The following is a 23506-nucleotide window of genomic DNA, read 5'->3' on the forward strand; positions in this document are numbered from 1 at the left end:
GACAAATAACTTTATCAGAGGTGTGCTTCCAGCAAGCTAGCCAATTTTTGTTTGCTAATCGCTCCCTCGTGAGATTGGATCTCCTCACCCCCCTGAAACAGCCTCAGGGCGGGAACGCCTTCTACTTGGTACTGTTTGACAGTGGCGGGATTGGGATCGACTTCCATTTTCACCACCTTCAGGCGATCGCCGTAAGTGGCAGCGGCCCAGTCTACCGAGGGTGACATCAGCCGGCAAGGGCCACACCAAGACGCCCAAAAGTACACCAGCACCGGCTTTGCCGATTTCAGAACTTCGGTTTCAAATTGAGCATCGGTAATGGAAATGACGCCGCTCATGGCAACCCTCACACAAAATTTGCATCATGTTAAAGCATTTGTATTTTGACGCTTTTTGTGCCGCCTGAGCAAATCTCAGCCCCATCCAGCCCGCCTCCCGGGCAGGTATAGCAGTATTCACTTAGATTAGGACACAAAGGACAGGCGGGACGTCTGTCCGACGCCTTAGATAGCAGTATGCACTTAGGACACCTACATTCCAGCCTTCCTTGCTCCCCTGCTCCCGAAGCTCCTATTGTCCTCGCCCAATATAGCAGTAGGCACTTAGGTTCGTACATTTCGGCCTCTTTTGCACCCCCGCACTCCGGCTCCTATTGTCCTAACCCATATTACCACTGGGATATAGACGTAGGGCAGGCGTCCCGCCGGGCCTGAAGGTCTAATGTCCTAATCTAAGTGGCTAATGTTATATCACTTCTGCTATAAATCTTATGATTTCCTTTTGATTGATTTTTCTAAAAAATAGGAGCCAAATGCTGTAAGCTTTTATGTGAGAGCTTTTTGCTATTATGTGAGCAATCCCAATCAGGAATAGATTATCCGAAATGGATAGAATGGCCCTGCTAGACCGGCGGCCCTCGGCACAAACCGGGGGATGGCAGGGAGTCTAGCAAGGTGCCGGCGGTTTGGATTGTAGGGCTGCGGGCCGGTGCGGCCTAAGACTCGTTGAGCTGCCGGCGCAACTGTTCGAGCTCCTCATCAACAGCTGAGCCGGTTTTCGGGGCAGCCGTTTGACCGGCACCGGGGAGGTGACCTGTGGGTTCCGGAGAGCCAGCAATCAGCCCAGCCTTCATCGCCGCCAACTCATCGTCAACATCGCTGCTGCCTTCGAGCAAAATAAATTTCTCCTCGATCGAACTGCCGGCGAGTTCAGCTGCTGTCTGGGAGCGGGCTTCCATCTGCAACACTTTTTCTTCCATGCGGTCGAAAGCCGCCATAGCGCTGCTGCTGCCTATGTTGCCAATAGCGGTTTGCAGCTGCTCGTTGGCCTTAGCTGCGGCAAACCGGGCCTTGAGCATGTCCTGTTTAGTCTTGGCTTCGGAAATCTTGCTTTCCAGGGCGATCAGGTTGCGCTTGAGCGTCTCCACCTGAGTCGTGTGCTGATCCACCTGGGCTTTCAAGCTAACAGCTGTTTCAGCGTGGCTCTTTTTACGAACCAGCGCTTCCCGGGCCAGATTCTCATCCCCTTTTTGCAGGGCCAGCTGAGCCCGCTGCTGCCAGGTGCTGGCTTGTGACTGGGCCTGACTGTACTGTTGCTGGGTGCGTTTTTGAGTGACAATCGCACTGGCCACAGCCTGGCGCAACTGCACCAGGTCTTCCTGCATATCAATAATAGACTGCTCGAGCATCTTTTCTGGGTCTTCAGCCTTGTTCACCATGTCGTTGAGATTTGACCGGATGACTCGGCTAATGCGATCAAACAATCCCATGATTTGGTTTTCCTTTTGGGGTGTGCGAGGGGTGCCGGCATCCGACTTGTCAGCCGGCTGGGCGAGGCTTCAGTTGGCCAGAGTCTCAAGGGGTTCAGGCAACAGACAGCTGTCCCCAACTAATATCTAGTTTAGGTTGTTCTTTTCAGGGAGACAGAAAGCTGCGCTTGGAAGGCAAGCCTCACACAAAATCTGCATCATGTTAAAGCATTTGTATTTTGACGCTTTTTGTGCAGCCTGAGCAAATCGCAGCCGCATCCAGCCCGCCTCCCGGGCAGGTAAATTCTCTAACTTCCTTTTGATTGATTTGTATAAAAAAGTATCTGTAAATGCTGGAAGTGTTTCTGTGATAGCCTTTAGCTATTGTGCGCTTCATCCCAATCAGGAAGAGATTATCCGAAATGGATAGAATGGCCCTGCTAGACCGGCGGCCCTCGGCAGGAGCCGGGGGATGCCAGGCAGTCTAGCAAGGTGCCGGCGGTTTAGACCGTGGGGCTGCGGGCCGGTGCGACCTAAGACTCGTTGAGCTGCCGGCGCAACTGTTCGAGCTCGTCATCAACAGCTGAGCCGGGTTTGGGGGCTGCCGTCTGACCGGCACCGGGGAGTTGACCTTTGGGTTCCGGAGAGCCAGCAATCAGCCCAGCCTTCATCGCCGCCAACTCATCGTCAACATCGCTGCTGCCTTCGAGCAAACGAAATTGCTCCTCGATCGAATTGCCGGCGAGTTCAGCTGCTGCCTGGGAGCGAGCTTCCATCTGCAGCACTTTTTCTTCCATGCGGTCGAAAGCCGCCATAGCGCTGCTGGTGCCGATGCGGCCCATAGCGCTTTGCAGCTGCTCGTTGGCCTTTGCAGCGGCCACCCTGGCCTTCAGCATGTCCTTTTTGGTCTTGGCTTCGGAAATCTTGCTTTCCAGGGCGATCAGGTTGCGCTTGAGCGTCTCCACCTGACTCATGTGCTGGTCGAGCTGGGCTTTCAGGGTAGCAGCTGTTTCAGCGTGGCTCTTTTTACGAACCAGCGCTTCCCGGGCCAGATTCTCATCCCCTTTTTGCAGGGCCAGCTGAGCCCGCTGCTGCCAGGTGTTGGCTTCTGACTGGGCCTGACTGTACTGTTGCTGGGTGCGTTTTTGAGTGGCAATCGCACTGGCCACAGCCTGGCGCAGCTGCAGCAGGTCTTCCTGCATATCAACAATAGACTGCTCGAGAATCTTTTCTGGGTCTTCAGCCTTGTTCACCATGTCGTTGAGATTTGACCGGATGACTCGGCTAATGCGATCAAACAATCCCATGATTTCGTTTTCCTTTTGGGGTGTGCGAGGGGTGCCGGCATCCGACTTGTCAGCCGGCGGGGCGAGGCTTCAGTTGGCCAGAGTCTCAAGGGGTTCAGGCAACAGACAGCTGTCCCCAACTAATATCTAGTTTAGGTTGTTCTTTTCAGGGAGACAGAAAGCTGCGCTTGGAAGCTTCCTTTCTTTGGCTCTCTTTCTCCAGTTTAAAAACTTCCAGCTTTAATCGGCAGAGCGTGGCAAATGTCTTTCGATCGGGGCTGGCAGCTGTCTCGCCTTGCCCGAAGTTCGGTTTTGCGCCCCAGTTGCGGCATTTCTAAGGGATTTGCTCGCCGGCGGGCGAGGGCCTGGTGCTGGCCAGTCTGGTGGGGGAGGGGAGGCAACTGCCCGCACCTGAGGGAATGAAATTTTTTCCGGTTGGAAACTATTCGTTGAGACTCCAGCGCGGCAGCCGGCGCTCAAGTCGCTCACGGTGCCGGCTGCCAAGTTAGAGAGCCGGTCTGGTGTTCTTGTGAAACGGGAAGAAAGCGGGAGCGGAGGGAGTGCCGGTAGCCGCCCTGCGGCTAGAAGGTTAGAATTTCTCTCCTCCCAGCCAAAGAAACCCGGTTTCTAGTATGGCGTCACGGTGCCGGTGTGAAGTTAGAGAGCCATCTTTTCTAACCCATCTCAACTCTAAACTCTGAACTCGCTCTGACATTCTGCTGTGTTCTGCGCTCTCCAGTAGCTGGAAGTATAGCAGCAGCCACTTAGATTAAAACATTAGACCTTGAGGGCAGCCAGACGCTGGCCTACGTCTATATAGCAGTAAGCATTTAGGAAACGTACATTCCGGCCTCCCTTGCTCCGCCGCTGCCGAAGTTTCTATTGTTCTAACCCATATGACTGCTGCTATAAAATGCGCCCCGAGTGCGGTTTTTCTGGCCGGCCTTCAATCGCGTCCACTCCGAGCTCTTTGGGTGCCTTCTCCAAGGGAGAGGCCCCCAACTTCTGTGACAGTGCGCTGCGATATCTAGCTCGGTCCCAGTTGGTTTGTGTGAGTCCCTGTAAGGGATTGAAAAAGGGATTGAAAACGGGATTAAAATTCAGGGATTGAAATTTTAAATAGCCCCTAACGGGGGAAGGAATCCCACAAAGGGGATTGAAACCAGCTCACCTCTAGATTTCGGGATTTTTGTCAGCTGGCGAGTGGGTGGGGGGTAACTGGGCTGGCTTGCTGCCGGTGAGCATTTGAGCCTTCATGGCCGCCAGCTCAGCCTCAACGCCGCCACCGTCTTGCAGGGAAGCAAATTTTTGTTCTAAATCTTCCGCACCCATTTCAGCGAGGGCTTCTGAGCGAGCTTCTAGCTGCAAGACCTTTTCTTCCATGCGGTCGAAGGCGCTCAAAGCGCTGCCGGTGCTGAGCTGTCCCATCATCTCGCGGATTTTCTCAGCCGCTTTGGCGGAGCGAGCCCGGGCGATGTAGAGGTCTTTTTTGCTTCTGGCTTCGGAAATTTTGCCCTCCAGAGAGCGCATGTTTTGCTTGAGCTGGCTGACAGCAGAAGTTTGCAGTTCGATCTGCTTGCGCATCGCCTCTGCGGTTTCCTGGTAGGATTTTTTGCGGGTGAGGGCTTCCCGCGCCAAGTTTTCATCGCCCTTTTGCAGGGCGAGCTGGGCGCGCCGGTGCCACTCATCTGCGGTGGACTGGGTTCTGGAATAGTCGCGCTCAGTGCGTTTCTGAGTGGCAATCGCCTGAGCCACCGCTTGCCGAAGTTGAATCAGATCCTCCTGCATGTCATGCACAGCCTGTTCCAGAACTTTTTCTGGATCTTCGGCACTGCCAATCAGACTGTTTATATTGGCGCGAATCACCCGCATGATTCGGTCAAAGAATCCCATGACGGCTCCATTTTTGGTGCTAGGGTTTACAGGCATTCCTTAGCGGCTCACACCAGCAGGGCGGTTGCTCCCGCTCTCTATTGGCCCAGTATAAATCTGAGTCGCTGGCGGTAAATTTTCTGGGGGTGAGGGGAGAGACGTCAGCTGGGAAGCAGGTCTTGCGTAAAGCGGTTTACCCTGCCCCCCTCGCCCGCCGCCACAAGAAAAATTTACAGGTGCGCTGCTTTTATGGTATCGCACCGGCTCTGGGGAGGGAGCCTGAGAGTTAAGGCCGGTAGACCTTGGCCGACAGCCCCTGCCGCTGCAGTTGCTCCACCAGAGTTTTGGCGGTGGCGGCATCGTTGAAGGCCCCGAGCTGGATGCGAACGCCGGCGGGGAAGTCGCGAAGGTAGGCGTCCGCGACGACTTGCTGCGCCTTTTCCAGGCTTGTCGGGTCGGTGTAATCCGTGACAACGAAGTAATAGTCGCCTTCTACGGGTACATAGGGTTCAGCGGCGGGGGGTGGCGCTGCCGCTGATGGCGCTGTCTGTGCGGGCACCACCGGCGCTGGCAGGGGTTGCCCCGTGGCCGGTGCGGCTGGCTCTGCCTGGTTTGAACCCGGCAGCAGCGCCGCCGAGAGATTTTCCAGCCCTTTGTCGGCTGCCGGTGGGGGAGCGCTCTCCTGTGGCGGGAGCGTCACTTGGGGGAGGGAGCGCTGCTGCGGTGAGGGCAGCGCTTGGGGAGTGGCAACCGGTGCCGGTTTGGGAGTTAGGGTGCTGAGGCTGCCCAAATTCAGGTCCACAAACTCCCGGGAGGCTAAATCGGGAGTGGGAGCCCCACTGCTGGCCTCCGGCCCGGTGCTGGCCGGATTGGGGGCGGCGGCGGGGGTCTGTTTGGCCGGCTGCCGGTTGCTCGCCACATTATTGCTGCCATTGGGATGGGTGACGACATAGCCGAGAGTTGCGCTGGCCATTAAAAACAGGAGCATTGAGCCGATTCCCAAGGGGTTGAGCAGGCTCTCTGCCGGACTCCGTTCTGCTTGTTTTGGCGGGTGTTCCTCTGCCAGACTTTTGAGCAGGACTTCTGAGGATTCCAGATAGTCATCCGCAGCTGAGTTTGTTTCTGCAACCGCCACACTCTCACCGGCTGCAGCCGTGGCTGCTGGCGTTAGGTCAGTCCCGCCAGCACCGGCGCTCCTGCCCGCTGCTGTGTCCGCCTCTTCCGGTTTGGGGGCAAAAGTCAGCAGTGCCGGCTCGGATGGGGGAGAGAGCGCTTCCGGCGATGGCTGTGGCTGCTGCTGTGGCGGTGATGCCGCTTCTGGGTTGGTTCTGCCGCCGGTGGCTGTCACATAAATCAAATCCAGAGGTTGCCTGGGAAGGCGACCCATTTCCCGGTAAGAAGACAGTGATTTTTCCGAGCGTCGCTGGCGTCGGTACCGGCTTAGTTCTTCTTCTAGCTTGACATCCAAACTGCTCAAGGCCGCCTGTAAGGCCGGCTTTAAGGACTCGGGCTTTGAAGGGGTGGAGGACTCGACGGATAAACGTTCGCTCATGGTGTGCGGCTCCTACCGGCTGTTTCAAGCGGGCATCAAAGGAAGGGAACAGTCCCTCAGGTGCTGGCTGCCTGTTGCGGGCGCTCACGGGCTGTACCGATTTAAGGATATTTCAATCTCCGATAGTATTCAACGCGATTCCCCTCAGGCAGGCTGGAACATCGGTGTAAATCTGAACTATAGCAAAAGCGGGCACCTGACACAGTGCGGGCGTGGTCTTATAGCGGGTTTCGTATGAGTGAGGTATCCAGAAACCCGGTTTCTTTAAGAAACCGGGTTTCTGGGGTGCACTGACGCCCCCACTCACCCTAACAATTGGGGAGAGGAATGGCTCGCGGCGCGCCAGTGATGCGGTTGTGAATTTGGAGTTGGCACTATGGGATTTGAATCTCTCAATCGGGCTCTGGGCTCTCTGGGGAATCAGGCACAGTTGCAGCCACTGCAAGAATTCCAGCGCCTCCGGTCCTGCTGGCCGGACGCCGTTGGCCCGGTGGTGGCGGCCCAGACTCGCCTCCTGTCGGTGGAGCGGGGCGTGCTGAAGGTGGCGGTATCCAGTTCCGTTTGGGCGCAACAGCTGACGTTTCAGCGCCGGCTGATTTTGGCTAAGTTGAACGCCTGTCTGGCTGCGCCGCTGGCTGACATTCGCTTTTCCACGGCTCAGTGGGTGCTTGCGCCCCAGAGCGATGAGTCTGTGGCGGGGGATCATCCCAGCCGCCTTCCCCACCCGCACCAGCCACCGGCTGCCGGCAGTGCGCCCGCTCCTCCTGACGCTCTGGCGGCTTTTCAGCGGTGGGCCCAGGGAATACAGGCGCGAGGGCAGTCTTTGCCGCTTTGCCCCCAGTGTGACTGCCCGGCACCACCGGGAGAGATCCAGCGCTGGGGCGTTTGCGCCCTGTGCGCTGCTCAGCAGTGGTGAGCCGCCGGCTGTGTTTTAGGCGTTGGGTTTGTGTGGGGGTTTTGAACAGGGGGTTCGGGGAGAGGCGGGGAGGTTTCCGGTTTCAGGGGAAGAGGGAGTTTCAATCCCGTTTCCGGGATTCAGCTGGCCAGAAATCTTCTCCTCCTGCCCCCTGATGAAATCATTGTGGCATTGATATGGGCTTCTTTGCAAAACCGGGATGCTCCCAACAGGGACACCTGACCCCTGACCCGCCGGTGTCAGGTTTTGGGTGTTAGGTGGTCGCGTGTCCCTCTTGTTCGCAAGCCCCTCACTCCCGCTTCCCCCCTAACCCCTAACCTCTAACCCTCGTTCCCGGGCGATCCCCATTAACGAGATATACCCGGGGTGAATTTCTTCCTTTGAGGGCTTGTTCTTTTCGCGGAATGGGTTCCGGATGCCTGGCTCCATTTGTGGTTTGACTTGATCCCCGCTGGGTTTTCTCCTAAATGGGTCTAGTGGCTCCCGAGCTTCGGGGATCTTTTTTAAGCGTGAGTGAGCCGGTTTTTCGAGGAAATCTAAAAAAAAGATAAAGGTTTGCAGGAGCTTGGGGATCGCTAAAACCCATACGCAATATAGGGTTGCAGGCTGTTTGGGGCGGAAAGCGCTTAGATAACAATTAAAGAAGAACATCACTCACAGCTCCAGCGCGAGAATTCTATGAAGACCCCAAATTGCCTTACTTCAGCTTGTCGTCACTGCCGGTTCTACCAGCCAGAGGGACGTCGCGGCGGTCAGTGCCAGCAACTGGGCGTGCCGGTGCGCGGAACCTGGAAGGCTTGCCAGCTGGCGATCCCACCCTTTGCGCCCTCTTGGGAAAATCTCGAAGAAATTATGATCTGGCAGGAGAAAATGCTCATCGGCCAGGAGTCTCTGTCCCGGGCGGGATCGCTGGATTTTTCTCCCGAAGATGTCCCCTCTCAGGAAAGCGCCCCCACACCGGCAGCCCCAAAGGCGGCTATTCTGGCGAAGTGAAACAAAAATTCATAAATAATCGGGCTCCCACTTCAGCACGGGCGAAATCTCCCTTTAATTTTTTAAGACAGATCAGAGGCATCTAGGAATTAACTAAATTTAGCTGTCCCTGCGGCAGAGCAATGGGACTTGCCCGTAGGGTTGGAGTCGGGATGCAGAGGCACAAAGGGCTGAACCCCGAGAGTGCCGTGACAGTCAGGCCTATGATTGAAGCCGGTAACACCCGCTGGCCGTTCGGGCCAAACAGGGGTGAAACTGCTGCTGGCAATTTTCAATCCATTTCTGCCTACATAAGGCTGTCAGCAGTAGCCGATTTGCATTCCACCTGTCGAAATATGCTATGATTTACTTGGTGCAACCACCCCGACCTGAAAACCATGATTGTGGGTGGCTGCCAATGATTCAACTGCCACCCCGACCTCAGAACCATGATGGTGGGTGGCCGCAAATGATTCAGGCGTCCGTTTTTATAGCCTCATAAATTGGCAGACGGGCTCTGGATTGAAACCATTATGGTGTTCGTGGGATTTGACTGCGGGCATGGGTTGATACGCCTTGGTTGAGAGACTCTCTCAGCTTATGTATTTGTTAGCGACTGTTAAATGTTGCTAGCCAAAAAGTATCGGTGAGTAAGAATTCTCATGGAAAATCGCACCGGCCATTGAGGCTGGCGCGATTTGGCCGTTTATTTCAAGTTGGCAATTGAGAATTGAGAGCTGAAAGCGAACGTGACCTCTAGGGTGCCTGGACAGGGCTAGGGCAGCCAGGGGTATTGCCGAAAATCGGGGGGGCGCTTTTCCAGGAACGCCTGCTTGCCCTCGGCTCCTTCCTCAGTCATGTAATAGAGTAAGGTGGCGTTGCCGGCCAGTTCTTGCAAACCGGCCTGTCCGTCGCAGTCGGCATTAAAGGCGGCTTTCAGACAGCGAATGGCAATCGGGCTCTTTTCTAAAATTTCCTGAGCCCACTCGATCCCCTCCTCCTCCAGCTGTTCCACCGGCACGACGCAGTTGACTAAGCCCATTTCTAGGGCTTGCTGGGCGCTGTACTGCCGGCAGAGGAACCAGATTTCCCGCGCCTTCTTCTGTCCGACGATGCGGGCGAGGTAGCTCGAACCAAACCCGCCGTCGAAGCTGCCCACTTTCGGGCCGGTTTGCCCGAAGACAGCATTATCTGCCGCAATTGTCAAGTCACAAATAATGTGCAATACATGACCGCCGCCGATGGCATAGCCGGCAACTAGGGCGATCACCACCTTGGGCATGGAGCGGATCAGGCGCTGCAAATCTAACACGTTGAGGCGGGGGATGCCGGCATCATCTATATAGCCTGCTTCCCCCCGCACGCTTTGATCCCCGCCGGAACAGAAGGCGTATTTGCCGTCCGTGTGGGGTCCCGCGCCGGTAAATAATACTACACCGATACTCGTATCCTCACGGGCGTCGCAGAAGGCGTCGTAGAGTTCAAAGACGGTTTTGGGGCGGAAGGCATTGCGCTTGTGGGGCCGGTTGATGGTGATTTTGGCGATGCCGTCACATTTGTGGTAGCGGATGTCTTCGTAGGTTTTGGCAGTTTGCCAGTTGATTTGCATTTCTGTTGGGATGCGGATTGTAAAGACAAGGGCCGATCTGGTCTGGGAAATCTGGCCACTGCGGGCCAGCCCTAGGAATTGTATCGCAGCGCTGAGGTCAGGGCGAGCCGTGGCCATCAATCTCCAACCCAGATCCATCCTTTTTGCAAACCGTCAAACACTCGCTTGAGTAGGGTGTGCTGTTCTGGGGTGATTGAGTTCTGAGAGCAAAGTGCGGATTTCAACAGCGAGTGGTCAAGGGAAGTCAGTTGCCGAAAGGCACAGATCCGCTCTACGACTTGCTCGAGTGTCACTTGACCAAAACCCACTGGAGATTGCATCAGACTCAGTAAACTCGCCATCTTTAGTGTGCGAGATGGCTTGACAGAGGGCGGTGATTGATGAGGTTGATGCTTTGTGAGAATTCCCTGCCGGCTGAGTGAGTGGAATCTGCGAGGTTTTGTGATGGAGATGCTGCCCGCTTTGTGATCTGAGTCACTGATGCTGGGGGGAGGAATGCGCTAATGCCGGTGGAATTGATGCCGGTGTGTGCCGGGGGGATTGCCGGTGGGAGCTAGGTACTGAGAAACCCGGTTTCTTTAAGAAACCGGGTTTCTGGCATGTACTTCATCCAACTGAAAACCGCTATAAATTTTGAGAAACCTGGCTCGTGGGGCCAGAAACCGGGGAACACCGGTTTCTTACCCCCTGCCGGCCTTAACAATAAATTTATAAATCCTCTCTGATGACTTTATTCCACCACCCGCACCAAACGCTTCCCATCCCCAAAAGACAGCACTAAACCCCGGCGCAGCGCTACCGACTGTCCGGGTTTGACAGCACCACTGCCGCCGGTAACAATTGGCCAGAGGGTGTCGCTTTTATTCACCAGCTGAAACACACCTTTTGCTGAATTCCATTCCGTATATCCCAGCACCGGCACATTGCGGCGGGTGAAAGGAGGTCGCCCTCCCGGCTCGATGATATCAGCAAATAGAGGCAGCCCGCCATACAGGACGGCAGGACGGGCGGGGGTGTAAATTCCTTTAATCTTTAAATCCAACAACTCGATTACAACCGGGAACGGCGGTTTGTCGCTAGTGCCGCAGAAGGGACACTGGCGGCGCTGTGGCGGCTGCAGCCAGTAGGGATAGAGATAGGAATGGCTACAGGCGGGACACTTGACTAGCAGGTCGTAGGCTTCCGCCAAAGCGCGTTCCCATTCCCGCACTTGCGGACGTTTGTTGGGATCGTGCAAACCTTGGATCAGCGCTTTTACTGTCAACTCCCGCAACTTGGGAGTCAGCATGCGGAAACTCAGCGCCCCACCCCTAAACAGGGGCATGCCGGTGTTAGGCAGCCAATTGCGGCGGTCGTTGGGATTCTCGCTGAAACAGGCTTCTTTACCGTAGCCTAACTTTTGGTCATTTTCTTCGCTCTCATCGTCATAGCAAACTTTGGCTTCCATGACGTTGCGGAAAAGCAGAGTCCACAAAATCAGCACCGCAGCACTGTGCCGGTCAGTGGTTTCTGAAGGCGAGGCTAGACCCATTTCAACTTCCGGGGCAATAAATCCGTGCACTCCCAAGACTTGCGGTGGTAAAAAGCCTTTAACGACTAAACCATCCAAGTCAATGAGGACAGCCTCGCCGGTGCTGATGTCCGCTAGAAAATTTCGCCACTGGATGTCAGCGTGCGCCATCCCTTTCCCGTGAAGGGTGTGGACTGCGGCGGCAATGCTCCGAGCCATTTTTAAGTAGTTCATCCAGGTGTGCCCCTGCTGAAATTGCTCGCGAACATTTCTGGGGCTGTGCGTCAGTTTGAATAGCTCTACATAGGACTTTGGTATCCGTCTCGTAATGCAGCCGACACATTCTTCACTGTCCAGTTTTTCTGCGATCCCCAGGGGCCAAGCCAAAAATTGTTCTGCCTCACCCAGATTGTTTCCTAGAGGGAGGATTTGCTGGAGTAACTTTTTTTTGTCGGGGGATGGCCGGTGATAAATTTTGACAGCGTAGCGGTCATCGGCGGTAAAATAGATTTTGCCCTCACCGCCGGTGCGGGCGGGCTTGTCGCCAATTTCAAGTTGGTTGGGCAGATTCCGGCTGCCCGGTAGCAGGCTGATTTTGGGCATCTGTTTTAGCTGGTTTGCGGGTAATTACAACCAAAGTGCGGTCGTCAAAGCTGCCGGGAACTTGATAGGTAGCTAGGTAGTTTAATAGACCGGCAGCAGCCTGTGCGGGACTGGGGGAGTTTAGCAAGTTGCTGTTTATTTTTCTAAACCAGTTTCTCACAGTCTCTGACTCGCTGGAATAGAGTAAGTCATTGGACACTCCATCGGTCATTATAAAGAAGGCTGAGAAAGATTCATTTATATTGGCATTATACTTCAGGTGTTTGGCCAAGTTAGAGCTATTGATTGTGTGAGTTGACTGCGGGTCAGTGTTTTCATCTTCTCTGACCAATTCTTGTAACTTCTCTTTTGCTGTCAAGCCCAACACAGCACCGTCGCCTATTTGTCCCACTGCTAATTCGCCGGTGTCTGCGTTCAGAAGCAATCCCAGCGCAGTGCAACTGAGGTCGCTCAGATTGACTTCTAAAGACTTAGCCTGATATTTCAGCATGTCTTGAACTTTCTGGAAAGACTCAGTTACCACAGTGGATAAATCCGGGAGATTTGAGGTTATTCTAGATTCTGCTGCCGATATGCTCCTGTAACCCCAACCAGCTGTTGCAGCTTGTTGGGCCTCAAGATTTAAACTATTTTTGGTAATTTCATCTTGAATATTCCAGTCATTCAAGCTTTTTATGAGAGCTTTTATTTGAGTTTCACTCTCCTGTTTGAGCCGAGCGTTATTTATTCGCTTGATTTGCGTTTCAATGTCTGTTATGCAATCACTTTCCCACTCAGTGTCAGGCAGATCGAGCTTCATCTCTTCAATTCCTAGTCGTGAAGCCCGCTCTGAAGCACCCGATGGGGGAGCCACTGAGCGTAAAGTTTGCTCCCCTGACTTCAACTTCAGGACAAAGGGACGCAGCAACATGGATGCCAGCGCTTCGGCAACATAGGTCGCGCCATAGCGAGAAAGAGGGCGCGAACCCACGCCATCGGAGACACCGACTGCTACCCAAGGGCCATAGGAACGGATGGCAAAAGCATCGTCTCTAGGCGTTTTTTTGGCTAGATGTATTTTGCCGACCGCACTCGCCCCGACTATCAGGCAGTCGTTGAGCGTGGCATGGGCAGCACTGTAATCTGGGTGGGTATCGCCAGACAGACTCAAAATCCGGTCGCCAATGGAAAAACCTGTTGCCATAGCTGCACTTTAGGGGATAGGTATCAGACCGGAGGGAATGGACACACCGGCCAGAGGGTTGTCTGGGTTGGCACCGGCTTGTACTGAGTTAGCGATACTCATGGACAGGTACTTGAAAAGCCCTACAAAAGCCGCTTCGCTGGTTCCCATGCGAAAAGCTGTGCCGGTGCTGATATCTTTGAGGGTGGCATCTCTCACATCTGGCCCGCAACCGACTGAAACAATCAGGCTCGGTTTTACCATTCCTTTGTCACGGTTAACTGTAGCGTCCCGCTCAGGTTTCCACAGACGGTCGGTCGCATAGGCATGCTCGTCGGTGGGTTCCCCATCTGTGAGCACGAAGACTACTGGTTTGTAGTCACCTTTTTGGCCGCCTTTAACGGTTCGTTTCAGATCCCGGTCAAATGATTCGCGCAATACTTGGAATGCCCGATCTAGCCTCGTGACTCCGGAAGCAACAAGCTCCGGCACTCGCAACGAGCGAATGGGCTGTAATTTACCTGTGAATAGCTCGGCGTCATCGGCAAAAGTGATGATGCCTGCATGAACCAAATCGCGAGCTATGTCGTCCTGAGCTACTTCGCTTTGGAATTGTTCCACTCCCAGACGCACGGATTCGATAGGCGCTCCTTCCATACTGCCAGAGGTATCCAGCAGCAGGTACACCGGCAGCCGGCGCTGGCCCTCCGGCATGGGTGGCATGTCCCAGTCCATTGCATTCATATCATTTCCTCTCTTGCTGACAAGTGATTGAGATTATAATACTCGATATTTGGCTTCTTTAAGCATTCAGACATCATGGGTTGCGTCTCTGGTCGTTGACGTTCTTACTGGCATTGCCAGAACAGATGTTGTCTTTTAGCTGAGGCCCAGTTGTGGGAGCTGCATAGATCCCATCTTCGCCGTTGTTGAGGCACTGGTTGTTTCGCGCGATCCCGCCGGCTTGCTCCCAATAGGAAATGCCATCCGTTTTATTGTGCTGGCAGATGTTAGCTTCTAGAATGGGAGCGGCTTGCTCTCCCACATAGATGCCGGCATTTTCGTTGCCCGTGCAGGTGTTTTGACGGGCGGTGCCGGCGGCACTGCCGGCGTATAAGATGCCGGCTAGTTTATTTTCGTGACAAGTGTTGGATTTTAGGGTGGGTTGCGCTGACTCTGCCACTAAAATACCATGCTTTTCGTTGCCGGTGCAAGTATTTTGACGGGCGGTGCCGGCGGCGCTGTCAAAGTAGGCGATGCCCAGCCCCAAGTTTACTTGACACCTGTTAGCTTCTAGAATGGGATGCGCTTGCTCTCCCACATAGATGCCGACATTTTCGTTGCCGGTGCAGGTGTTTTGACGGGCGGTGCCACCGGCACTGCCGGCGTATAAGATGCCGGCTTGTTTATTTTCCTGACAAGTGTTGGATTCTAGGGTTGGCTGCGCTGACTCATTGATCAGGATGCCATTACTCTCGTTACTGCTACAGGTATTTTCTGTAAGCGCTGGCTGCGCCTGTCCTCCCAAGTATATGCCATTACCTCCGTTGCTGCAACAAGTGTTTTGGCTGGCGCTTCCAGCTGCGTCGCTCCAATAGCCAATGCCGTTGGCAGCATTTTCTTGACAAATATTACCTTTTAAGGTAGGCTGCGCCTGTCCGTCGATGGCTATTCCATGAGTCCCGTTGCCGGTGCAGGTGTTTTGACTGGCTGTGCCACCGGCACTTTCCCAGTAGGCGATGCCGCGCAGTTGGTTACTTTGACAGGTGTTGCCCTCAAGGTTTGGGTGCGCTTCCTCGGACACTTTGATGCCATCGCTTTCATTGCCGGTGCAGCGGTTCTGACGAGCGGTGCCGGCGGCGCTGCCTAAATATGAGATCCCATATTCTTTATTCCCCTGACAGGTGTTGCCTTCTAGGATTGGCTGCGCTTCCTCTTTTACAGATATGCCAGCTGCATTGCTAGTGCAGCTGTTTTTACGGGCGGTGACTGCAGCTTTGCTGGTGCAGGCGATGCCACTTTCTTGGTTCCCCTGACAGCTGTTGCCTTCCAGATCCGGTTGCGCTTGTCCGCTCACGGAGATGCCGTTTTCAACGTTGCCGCTGCAGGTATTTTGCCAGCAAATCCCACCGGCACTGCCGGCATAAAATATGCCATTCTTTTTATTTTCCTGACTCCTGTTGGCTTCCAGGGCCGGTTGCGCTTGTCCACTTACGGAGATGCCGTTTTCCAAGTTGCCGGTGCAGGTGTTTTGACGGTAAATCCCCCCGGCTCTCCCCACATAGGAAATCCCATTATACTTGTTCCGCTCACAGGTGTTCCCTTCTAGTGCCGGTTCCGCTCTCTCTCCCACACAGATGCCCTGCAGTTCATTGCTGGCGCAAGTGTTTTGACGTGCGGTGCCCTTGGCGCTGCCAAAATAGAAGATCCCGTGCTGTTTGTTCTCCTGACAGGTGTTAGCCTCTAGCGCCGGTTGCGCCTCCCCGCACACGGAGATGCCATGATTCTGGTTGCCACTGCAGGTATTCTGTCGCGCACTGCCTTTGGCACTCTCGAAATAGGCGATGCCACTGTACTTATTCCCGGCACAGGTGTTGCCCTCCAAAACCGGCTGGGCTTGATTGCCCACGGCGATGCCGTGCAAGCCGTTATTGCTCACCTGACATTCCGCAACAGTACCGCGCACTTGTCCCAGCAGGAAAAGACCGGCTAAACCGCGCCGCCCCTGCGGGTCAAAAACCCCTCCTGTTATGCGACACCGACGAAAATCCACTTCACCCGCCAACACCTCGACGACATTAGCCCACTTAAGTCCTTGATGCTGGAATGTTAAATCGTGGGCAAAAAACAGGCCCTGAGCTGCAAACCTGACCGCATAGCCCTCACCTTCGCAGACTATTTTGGTTTTATCCATTCCTTCCCCAATCAGTGACAGGGGTTTGTCAATCTGCAAGGGATGGCTCAAATGGTAAGTACCGGCTTTCAGGTAGAGAGTAGCGCCCGCCGGTGCAATTTTGGCGGCTTCTTCGAGAGTGCGGAAGTCCCCGCCGCCGCTGGGGTCTACTTTCAGACTGCTTGCGGGCTGGCTGGAAAACCACTGGGCTATCACCGGCAAAGACAGGGTTTCCCAAGCACTTACCAGTTTAATCTCACTCCAGAGCAGACCGCTAAACGGGAGCCGCGCTTCTACCCGCAGTGTGGTAGTTCCAGCACCAAATTGTGCCGGTGTCACTCGCAGTTTGTCACTCTCGACGATTACTTCACCCGCGCCACCCTCAACCTGAAATTCCGCTACAGCAACCTGCCCTAAGGGGAGTGCGCCAAAGTCGAGCCGGTCTGTGCTGGTTTTCAACAATCCCGCCCGAGGTGCCGGTTGACTGCTGCGGGATGCTGCCACAAGAGACACTGCCAGCATTGCCGGCGCTTCTGGAATCCCCCGCATCATCAAAGCTCGTTGGGCCACTTCTTGCCTGCCGGTGTCTGCCAGTCCTCGCACAGCTTCCAGCACTCTTGCCCAGCGTTCCAGTTCACCCACAGCCCAATCTTCCTGCAAATCGCCGCCCAAAAGCAGCAATTTCAGGTCTTCCAGCTGCAATGCACCCCGCTGCTGCACCATCTCAGAAATATGCCGCAGTGCTGGAAGCAGCCGTTCCAGCCGGTCAGTGGACAGAGGCCCAGTGTTCACCTTTGCTCAGGAAATTAACGACAGTAGTATTTGACATTCCATTGTAGTTGAGGCTGTCAAAACTGTACAGGGCTGACTGACCGGCAGAGTGCAGTTTGGTGTTGGCCCGACGTCTAGCCTTTTATAGGGATGGGGCTACCGTGAGAAGCGGCGGCGCGGTTTAGGGAGGAATTGCGCTAAAGTACAATCAATAAGATAAGGAGCAAACAGCATGACCTCACCCCTGTTAGAACTACAGGGAACCTGGGAGGAAATTGTTGCCCAGTCAGCAAAACTGGCCGGTCGCCGGATTCGTGTCATCGTTCTCCCTGAGGAACCACTGCCCTCCTCAAAAGAAAGCTTTCGGCAGGCATGGCACGAAGTAAAGACAGGGAAGACCAGACCTATCTCTGAACTGTGGGAAGGGCTCGATACCGAGTGAACCCCCCTCAATCGGGGTCAACTTTGCTGATAAATATAAGCGAAACTTACGCAGTGTACCAAAAAGTAACGCCACAGACAAATTGCGCTAAAATAAAACCAATCAGACAATTCCAGGAGGAAACCAGATGACCTCACAATCGCTAGAACTAGAAGGAACCTGGGAAGAAATCCTCACCCACGCGCCCGAACTCGCCGGTCGCCGGCTTCGCGTTACCGTTCTCTCCGACGAACCGCAGCCTAACTCTGCTGAAAAGCCTGCTAATTTCCGCCCCGCTTCCGGTCGTTCCCTGTTAAGACACGCCGGCACATGGGCGGGTGACGACTTGTCCCAGTCTCCTCCTCCCTCTACCGCCCAGTCTCTCTTGAAGTGCGCAGGGACTTGGGAAGGAGATGACCTGCAAGAATGCCTTCGCCTTGTTTACGAAACCCGCTCTCAGCTGGAATTATAAAATTGTACCTCCAGAAAGAATGTCACCAAATCATTTAAAATGGAAATATTAGCAAAAGCGGGAAGCTGAACCGCAGTAGCGGTTCAAATCCCTCTTATCTCCCCCGCAAACTTCCCTAAATTCTCCCGCCGCCACCGGCTGTCCACCTTCCTACTGGTCCTCACTTCCAACACCCGAATTCCCCTCTCAGGCAGAGGATTCAACAGCCGCGCCAGCTGCTCCCAAGAACTAATCAAATTATAACCCACATTATAAGTGCAGCACAGCTGCTCAAAATCAATATCCTGCGGCGTAGCAAAAAACTCCTCAAACGGCGGTTCAAACTGAGCCACCGGCAGCATTTCAAAAATACCGCCCCCATTATTATTGATCGCAACAATCGTCAGGTGACCGACAAACTTATTCCTCAGCAAAAAGCCATTCGTATCGTGCAGCAGCGCCAAATCTCCCGTTAGCATCACACTGCTTTGATTGCGGTGGGCCACACCGAAAGCCGTGGATAAAGTGCCATCAATCCCATTAGCGCCCCGATTGAAATAGGGCTGAATTCCAGAATTGTTGGGTGCCCAGAAAAACTCCACATCGCGCACCGGCATGCTGTTGGCAATGAATACCGGGGTTGCCGGTGGCAGCACCTGCGACAGCAACCAGGCGACTTTCGGCTCAATTATCTCCTCCATCGCCGCCATCGTCCCGTCAACCGCTGCCCTGACTTTGGCTTCGGCATTATACCACAACTGGAGATATTCGCTGCATGCAAATCCGACTTTTCTATTTTGCAGAGCGCCAAGTCCCATTTCTACTGCAGACAGCCGCAGGTGGGCTGTTTTGCCGTGCAGCGGGTCGAGGTTGTCGTAGCTGGGATCAATCGCCCACCGGCGCGGCTGGGCTGACTCCAGCCAGGTTCGCAGTTCCTTACTCGTGGGCAAGTCCCCCACCTGGATCGCCACAGCCGGCTTCAGCTGCTGTGCCAGGTGCCGGTTGCGCAGAATCAGGTCATAGGTAGAAATGACATAAGGGTTCAGCTGGGCGTAGTTTCTCACCGGCGACAGCCCCTCAGCCAGAACCGGCCACCCTAAAGATTTGCAAAGGTGGGCAATCGCCTCACAATACTCTTTGGGCTGCTTTGGCTGGGCCACTCCCGCGATAATAATCCCCCTCTCACATTCGAGCCATTCCTCCTTTAAGTGTGCAGTAAGGACTTCAGTCCTGACCTCCAACCGGCTCAACAGGGGTGACACCGCGCCAAAGAAATCCTCTGGCTGCAATTGGGACATCAAGGCACCGGCTTCGGGTTGGGGAAGCGGCGCGAGGGGATCGCGAAAGGGGATATTGAGGTGAACTGGGCCAGGAACAGGAAACAGGGAGCTATCCCAGGCGTGGATCGCCGTCTGCCGCAGATAAGCCAGCATGGACATTTCCAGGGAGGGTGTGGCTAATTCGGTTTGCCAGTTGGGGTAATGGCCATATAATTTCACCTGGTCAATGGTCTGCCCGGAATGGCAATCGCGCAATTCTGGGGGGCGATCTGCGGTCAGCACCAGCAGGGGAACCCGACTCTCCCTGGCTTCTATGACAGCTGGGTAGAAATTGGCAGCGGCAGTTCCAGAGGTGCAAACTATTACCACAGGTTGCGCTTTTTGTCTAGCTATCCCCAGGGCAAAGAAGCCGGCAGAGCGCTCATCCAGGACGGAAATGGCTTCTACTCTGTCGTGTCTGGCAAAGGCAATGGCTAGGGCGGTAGAGCGAGAACCGGGACAGATGACGGCGGTGGTTAAGCCGAGGCGCTGTAATGTCTCGACTAAGATGGAAGCCCAGAGGGTGTTGGTGTTGCGAAAATCGAGAGGCATTTGGGAGAATGAACCGCAAAGACGCACAGGAGAAAAGAGGGGCTGACAATTGCCCGAGCTGCTACACTAAGGCTTTGAGAAGTGCCTGGAGTTTGAGCTGGATTTCTGCCAGTTCTTTTTCGGGAGCGGAACCGGCAACGATACCCGCACCCGCAAAGAGTCTAGCGTGACAGCCGTCTATGATTGCCGAACGAATTCCGACGATAAATTCACCGTTGCCCTGGTGATCCAGCCAGCCCAGGGGTGCGGCGTAGACGGAGCGGTCAAAGGTTTCGTACCGGCGAATCTCCTGACAGGCGATATCCCTGGGGACACCGGCAACCGCTGGGGTGGGGTGGAGTTCGCCCACAATGTCTAAAAGGGAAATCTCTGCCGGCACTCGCGCGTGGATCGGTGTCCATAAATGCTGGATGTTGGCCAGTTGCAGCAGGCGTGCCGGTGAGGACAGCTGGGGTGCCAGACCTAGATGGGACAGGCGCTCTACGATAAAATCAATCACCACCTGATGCTCGTGCCTGTCCTTTTCACTGTTGAGCAGAGCCTGGGCCAAATCGGCGTCCTCCGCTGGGGTTTTGCCCCGTGGCGCTGAACCGGCGAGGGCGTCTGTGGTTAGGTGGCGCTCGTGAAGGCTAACTAAGCGTTCTGGACTGGCACCGATGAAGGTCTGGCCTTTGCCATTGCCGGTGGCAAAGATGTAGCAATCGGGATGGATTTTCCGCAGCTGATTTAAGGAATGGAAAATATGAAAAGGTTTTTGTGAAGTCACATCAATCGCCCTGGCGAGGACTATTTTTTTATACTGATTGGCTTGGATTGAGTTTAATGCAGACCGAACAGCAACTTCAAACTTATCTGGCGAATTTCCTGATTTTTTGATAATTTTATCTGGACTGTTACCCGCCTTAAATAGGTTGGGTATGGCAGCATTAACTCGCCCTATTTTTTTCCAGAGACTGCCAGATAATAAACTTATATTTACTTCGGAATTAATCCTGAAATTGGCCACTAAAACACAGCGGTTGTTCCGACGAGCCACCTGCCAGCGCGGCAAAAAGACTGTGGCAGGTGGAAAGGTCGAACCCTCTGGCCGGTTCTGCTCGAAAAACGTGAAGCTACAGAAGAAGTGAGGCCCAGCAAAAGGGAGGTGCAGGGGGCCGGTGGCCATCGTGTGAGCGAGACATGAGCGAATAAAATCCTGGGCGCGGGAGAAGCGCTGTTCCCCTTCTACTGTTAAATGCAGCGCCGAGCCAACCGCCGCGACAGCTTGACTTTGACTGGCTTTTTCCAAGTAAAATATCAGCTGATTTGGCTCAGCAAACGCCTGCAGTACCGCCAGCGGGTCAACCGGCTGAATTTCTAAAGAAATGCTAACAATTGTATCGGGCTTGGTTTTAAGTAAATTTTTCTGCAATTCTACAAGAAACTGGTATAAGGTCTGATAATCTTCAAAGAGATTTGGACAGTGTGGGATGACTGGCATGGAGGTGAGAAAAGCAAAGTTGGCTGAACTTGTGTTCTCAATTGTCGCAGACTATTGAGAATGAGGCTGCAACTGGATAGGATACCACCCCTACTAAGGATACAGGGATCAGCGGCGCAATCGCGCCTCAGGCCGCCGGGGAGTGCCAGTACCCGCGCGCTTCGGCCCACGAGCGGTGGGGCGAAAGCCCTATGACAGACGGTGGGGCTAAAGCCCTACTGCAAACAGCCACCGGCGATCCGGGACTGGAACTGGCCTTAGGGGACACGCCCTTGGGGCAAAGAACAGTCTGCTCTATTCTTGAAATACCCGCCCGATGCAAGAGATTGACAGGGCGAGTTACGAAGAAAGCCAGTTTCAGATCGCCGCCCGCAGCCAACAGCTCGGCAGTGGCCCATCTCTCCCCATTCCCCGCCACCCGAGCGCTGACGGCTGACGCGGCGAGGGTTCCCCAGACGGCCAATTTGCGCCGGCTGTGCCGCTGTTTTTACTACTAAATCGCACAAGGATGACTACAGAGTTACTCGAACGCCCGAAAAGTCCATCGAAAAGTAAACTGTGGATGGCAGCAATTAAGCCTCCCATGTACAGCGTGGCCATTATTCCTATTTGGGTGGGAACTGCCGTAGCTGTTGCGGAAACCAAAACTTTCCACAGCGGCATATTTTCAACCTTTTTAATCTCAGCTATCTTGATTCTTGCCTGGTTGAATATGAGCAACGATGTGTTTGACTCAGAAACCGGCATTGATGTAAACAAAGCCCACTCCCTCGTCAACTTAACCGGCAACAAATCTTTAATCTTCTGGCTGGCGAACCTCTTTTTAGCTATCGCCATCCTCGGAATAGCCGCCATCTCTTGGTGGCAGCAAGACCTCACCGTAACCGGCACAGTCCTGCTCTGCTGCGCCCTGGGCTACACTTACCAGGGACCCCCCTTTCGCCTGGGCTATCAGGGTTTGGGAGAAATTATCTGCTTTATTGCTTTTGGTCCTTTGGCGCTCTCCGCAGCTTACTACAGTCAAACCCAATCTTGGTCACTCACCAACCTCGCCGCCTCCGCGATTGTGGGCATTAGCACCAGTTTGATTCTGTTTTGCTCCCACTTCCACCAGGTTGAGGACGATATAGCCGCCGGCAAACGCTCCCCCATTGTCCGCCTCGGCACCGCCAGGGGTGCCCAGCTACTGCCCTGGATTTGCGGCAGCATTTTCGCGCCGGTCGCCTTGTTCGCAGCTTTGGGAATCTTCCCCATGCCGACGTTGCTAATCTTTGCCAGTTTGCCCTTTGCTATCAAACTTTGCCGGCACGTCGGCACCTATCACGACCAACCTCAGAAAGTCAGCAATTGCAAATTTATCGCCGTTAACCTGCATTTTTGGAGCGGGTTGCTATTAGGACTGGGATTCATCCTTTAGTCTCCGGCAGGGGCCTAACTGTGCAGTTTGGCCCCTCTATTATAGCGCTTTGCAATGAGGTCTTATTTTTTTTGACCGCCGCCGTGAAGGAGCGCCAAGAAAAAAGAGAGGATATCACAAATAAAGTCTAATATTTATATGGGTAAGAATGTTTATGGAGATGAGAGGGACTGTTGAGGGGTATAACTTTCACTATACTTTAACCGGCAGCCGGCACAACCCCGCTCTCCTGTTCCTGCACGGCTTTATGGGCAGCAGCAATGACTGGACTGGCGTCATTTCCGGGTTGGCCGATCAATTTTTCTGTCTGGCTGTTGACCTTCCGGGACACGGCCAAACCAGGGTTAGCGGCGGGGAGGATCTCTACTCTATGCCCAACACTGCCCGCGCCTTGATTCATTTCCTCGATGATTTAAACATTGACAAATGTTTCTTGACCGGCTATTCAATGGGCGGGCGACTGGCTTTATATCTGGCACTCCACTTTCCCTCCCGCTTTCCTAAAGTTATACTGGAGTCAGCCTCTCCGGGATTGAAAACAGAATCAGAGCGCTCGGCACGCCGGCAATCCGACCAGCTGGTGGCCCGCCAGCTGGAAACAACCGATTTCAAGTCTTTTTTATTAGACTGGTACAGTCAGCCCCTGTTCCAGACTTTACAAAACCACCCGGAATATGATAAAATAATAGAATGTCGGTTGCAAGAGAATCCCTTGGAGCTAGCCAAGTCCCTCCGCAATATGGGAGCCGGCAGCCAGCCGCCCCTCTGGGATAAACTTGCCCAAAATAAAACGCCTCTCCTGTTGCTCGCAGGAGAATACGATCATAAATTCAGAGCCATCAATGCAGAGATGGCCGAGCTGTGTCAGATCCCCCAGTTGAAAATAATCCCCAAAAGTGGGCATAATATTCACTTGGAAAACCTGACAGAATGGCTGGCCAATGTCAGGGAATTTCTTGGCTAACAGGAATTT

General features: G+C 54.2%; 20 protein-coding genes. 7 read left to right on the plus strand and 13 right to left on the minus strand.

Annotated features, from left to right (window positions below):
• Positions 1-14: 14 nt before the first annotated feature.
• The 5 genes from OSC10802_RS0112645 to OSC10802_RS0112670 all read right to left on the minus strand — a co-directional run bounded on the left by OSC10802_RS0112645 (position 15) and on the right by OSC10802_RS0112670 (position 6457).
• Positions 15-338: a thioredoxin family protein gene (locus OSC10802_RS0112645; protein ID WP_017717134.1), complete on the minus strand. Its 324-nt coding sequence runs from the start codon at positions 336-338 to the stop codon at positions 15-17.
• Positions 339-994: 656 nt separating this feature from the next.
• The gene (locus OSC10802_RS0112650; RefSeq protein ID WP_017717135.1) at positions 995-1768 is read right to left on the minus strand and encodes a PspA/IM30 family protein; all 774 of its coding nucleotides are present in this window, start codon (positions 1766-1768) and stop codon (positions 995-997) included.
• Positions 1769-2280: 512 nt separating this feature from the next.
• A complete protein-coding gene (locus OSC10802_RS0112655) occupies positions 2281-3054 on the minus strand; it encodes a PspA/IM30 family protein (protein ID WP_017717137.1) in 774 nt (257 codons plus the stop codon).
• Between the two features lie 1152 nt (positions 3055-4206).
• Positions 4207-4926 carry a PspA/IM30 family protein gene (locus OSC10802_RS39965; protein WP_017717139.1) on the minus strand — a complete coding sequence of 240 codons (720 nt, stop codon included), beginning with the start codon at positions 4924-4926 and terminating at the stop codon, positions 4207-4209.
• 265 nt (positions 4927-5191) lie between these two features.
• On the minus strand, positions 5192-6457 hold the full coding sequence (locus tag OSC10802_RS0112670; protein WP_017717140.1) for an SPOR domain-containing protein: 1266 nt from the start codon (positions 6455-6457) through the stop codon (positions 5192-5194).
• A 376-nt stretch (positions 6458-6833) separates the two neighbouring features.
• Here OSC10802_RS0112670 and OSC10802_RS0112675 point away from each other — a divergent pair, with 376 nt between their 5' ends.
• The gene (locus OSC10802_RS0112675) at positions 6834-7373 is read left to right on the plus strand and encodes a DciA family protein (protein ID WP_017717141.1); all 540 of its coding nucleotides are present in this window, start codon (positions 6834-6836) and stop codon (positions 7371-7373) included.
• A gap of 678 nt (positions 7374-8051) precedes the next feature.
• Positions 8052-8366 (plus strand): hypothetical protein, encoded by a 315-nt coding sequence (locus OSC10802_RS54350; RefSeq protein WP_026098422.1) that lies wholly within the window; start codon positions 8052-8054, stop codon positions 8364-8366.
• A 754-nt stretch (positions 8367-9120) separates the two neighbouring features.
• Here OSC10802_RS54350 and menB read toward each other — a convergent pair.
• The 6 genes from menB to OSC10802_RS0112720 all read right to left on the minus strand — a co-directional run bounded on the left by menB (position 9121) and on the right by OSC10802_RS0112720 (position 16914).
• Entirely contained in the window at positions 9121-9954 is an 834-nt protein-coding gene (gene menB / locus OSC10802_RS0112690; RefSeq protein WP_026098423.1) for a 1,4-dihydroxy-2-naphthoyl-CoA synthase, read from the minus strand.
• A gap of 116 nt (positions 9955-10070) precedes the next feature.
• Positions 10071-10295, minus strand: coding sequence for a hypothetical protein (locus tag OSC10802_RS0112695; protein WP_017717145.1), 225 nt, complete (start codon positions 10293-10295; stop codon positions 10071-10073).
• Between the two features lie 389 nt (positions 10296-10684).
• Positions 10685-12067 carry a hypothetical protein gene (locus OSC10802_RS0112705; protein ID WP_017717147.1) on the minus strand — a complete coding sequence of 461 codons (1383 nt, stop codon included), beginning with the start codon at positions 12065-12067 and terminating at the stop codon, positions 10685-10687.
• On the minus strand, positions 12015-13250 hold the full coding sequence (locus tag OSC10802_RS0112710; protein WP_017717148.1) for a protein phosphatase 2C domain-containing protein: 1236 nt from the start codon (positions 13248-13250) through the stop codon (positions 12015-12017). Before OSC10802_RS0112710 ends, OSC10802_RS0112705 begins: the two co-directional genes overlap by 53 nt.
• Positions 13251-13259: 9 nt before the next feature.
• Entirely contained in the window at positions 13260-13973 is a 714-nt protein-coding gene (locus OSC10802_RS0112715; RefSeq protein ID WP_017717149.1) for a VWA domain-containing protein, read from the minus strand.
• A 73-nt stretch (positions 13974-14046) separates the two neighbouring features.
• Positions 14047-16914 carry a right-handed parallel beta-helix repeat-containing protein gene (locus tag OSC10802_RS0112720; RefSeq protein ID WP_017717150.1) on the minus strand — a complete coding sequence of 956 codons (2868 nt, stop codon included), beginning with the start codon at positions 16912-16914 and terminating at the stop codon, positions 14047-14049.
• Between the two features lie 211 nt (positions 16915-17125).
• Here OSC10802_RS0112720 and OSC10802_RS0112725 point away from each other — a divergent pair, with 211 nt between their 5' ends.
• On the plus strand, positions 17126-17335 hold the full coding sequence (locus OSC10802_RS0112725; protein WP_017717151.1) for a hypothetical protein: 210 nt from the start codon (positions 17126-17128) through the stop codon (positions 17333-17335).
• A gap of 127 nt (positions 17336-17462) precedes the next feature.
• Positions 17463-17786, plus strand: coding sequence for a hypothetical protein (locus OSC10802_RS0112730; protein ID WP_017717152.1), 324 nt, complete (start codon positions 17463-17465; stop codon positions 17784-17786).
• Between the two features lie 83 nt (positions 17787-17869).
• Here OSC10802_RS0112730 and menD read toward each other — a convergent pair whose 3' ends face one another.
• Both menD and OSC10802_RS0112740 read right to left on the minus strand, forming a co-directional pair.
• Positions 17870-19636 carry a 2-succinyl-5-enolpyruvyl-6-hydroxy-3-cyclohexene-1-carboxylic-acid synthase gene (gene menD, locus OSC10802_RS0112735; protein ID WP_017717153.1) on the minus strand — a complete coding sequence of 589 codons (1767 nt, stop codon included), beginning with the start codon at positions 19634-19636 and terminating at the stop codon, positions 17870-17872.
• Positions 19637-19697: 61 nt separating this feature from the next.
• Positions 19698-21116, minus strand: a complete 1419-nt coding sequence (locus OSC10802_RS0112740) for an isochorismate synthase (RefSeq protein ID WP_017717154.1) — start codon at positions 21114-21116, stop codon at positions 19698-19700.
• A 191-nt stretch (positions 21117-21307) separates the two neighbouring features.
• On the opposite strand from OSC10802_RS0112740, the gene OSC10802_RS49675 reads away from it, so the two are divergent.
• The 3 genes from OSC10802_RS49675 (at position 21308) to menH (ending at position 23497) form a co-directional block, all read left to right on the plus strand.
• Complete coding sequence (locus OSC10802_RS49675) at positions 21308-21613, plus strand: hypothetical protein (RefSeq protein ID WP_155967663.1); 306 nt, start codon at positions 21308-21310, stop codon at positions 21611-21613.
• An 11-nt stretch (positions 21614-21624) separates the two neighbouring features.
• On the plus strand, positions 21625-22533 hold the full coding sequence (gene menA, locus OSC10802_RS0112750) for a 2-carboxy-1,4-naphthoquinone phytyltransferase (RefSeq protein WP_026098425.1): 909 nt from the start codon (positions 21625-21627) through the stop codon (positions 22531-22533).
• A gap of 160 nt (positions 22534-22693) precedes the next feature.
• Positions 22694-23497: a 2-succinyl-6-hydroxy-2,4-cyclohexadiene-1-carboxylate synthase gene (gene menH / locus OSC10802_RS0112755; protein ID WP_044170931.1), complete on the plus strand. Its 804-nt coding sequence runs from the start codon at positions 22694-22696 to the stop codon at positions 23495-23497.
• Positions 23498-23506 lie beyond the last annotated feature (9 nt).

The sequence above is a fragment of the Kamptonema formosum PCC 10802 genome, assembly GCF_000332335.1.
In the GTDB taxonomy this organism is placed as follows: Bacteria; Cyanobacteriota; Cyanobacteriia; order Cyanobacteriales; family Oscillatoriaceae; genus Oscillatoria.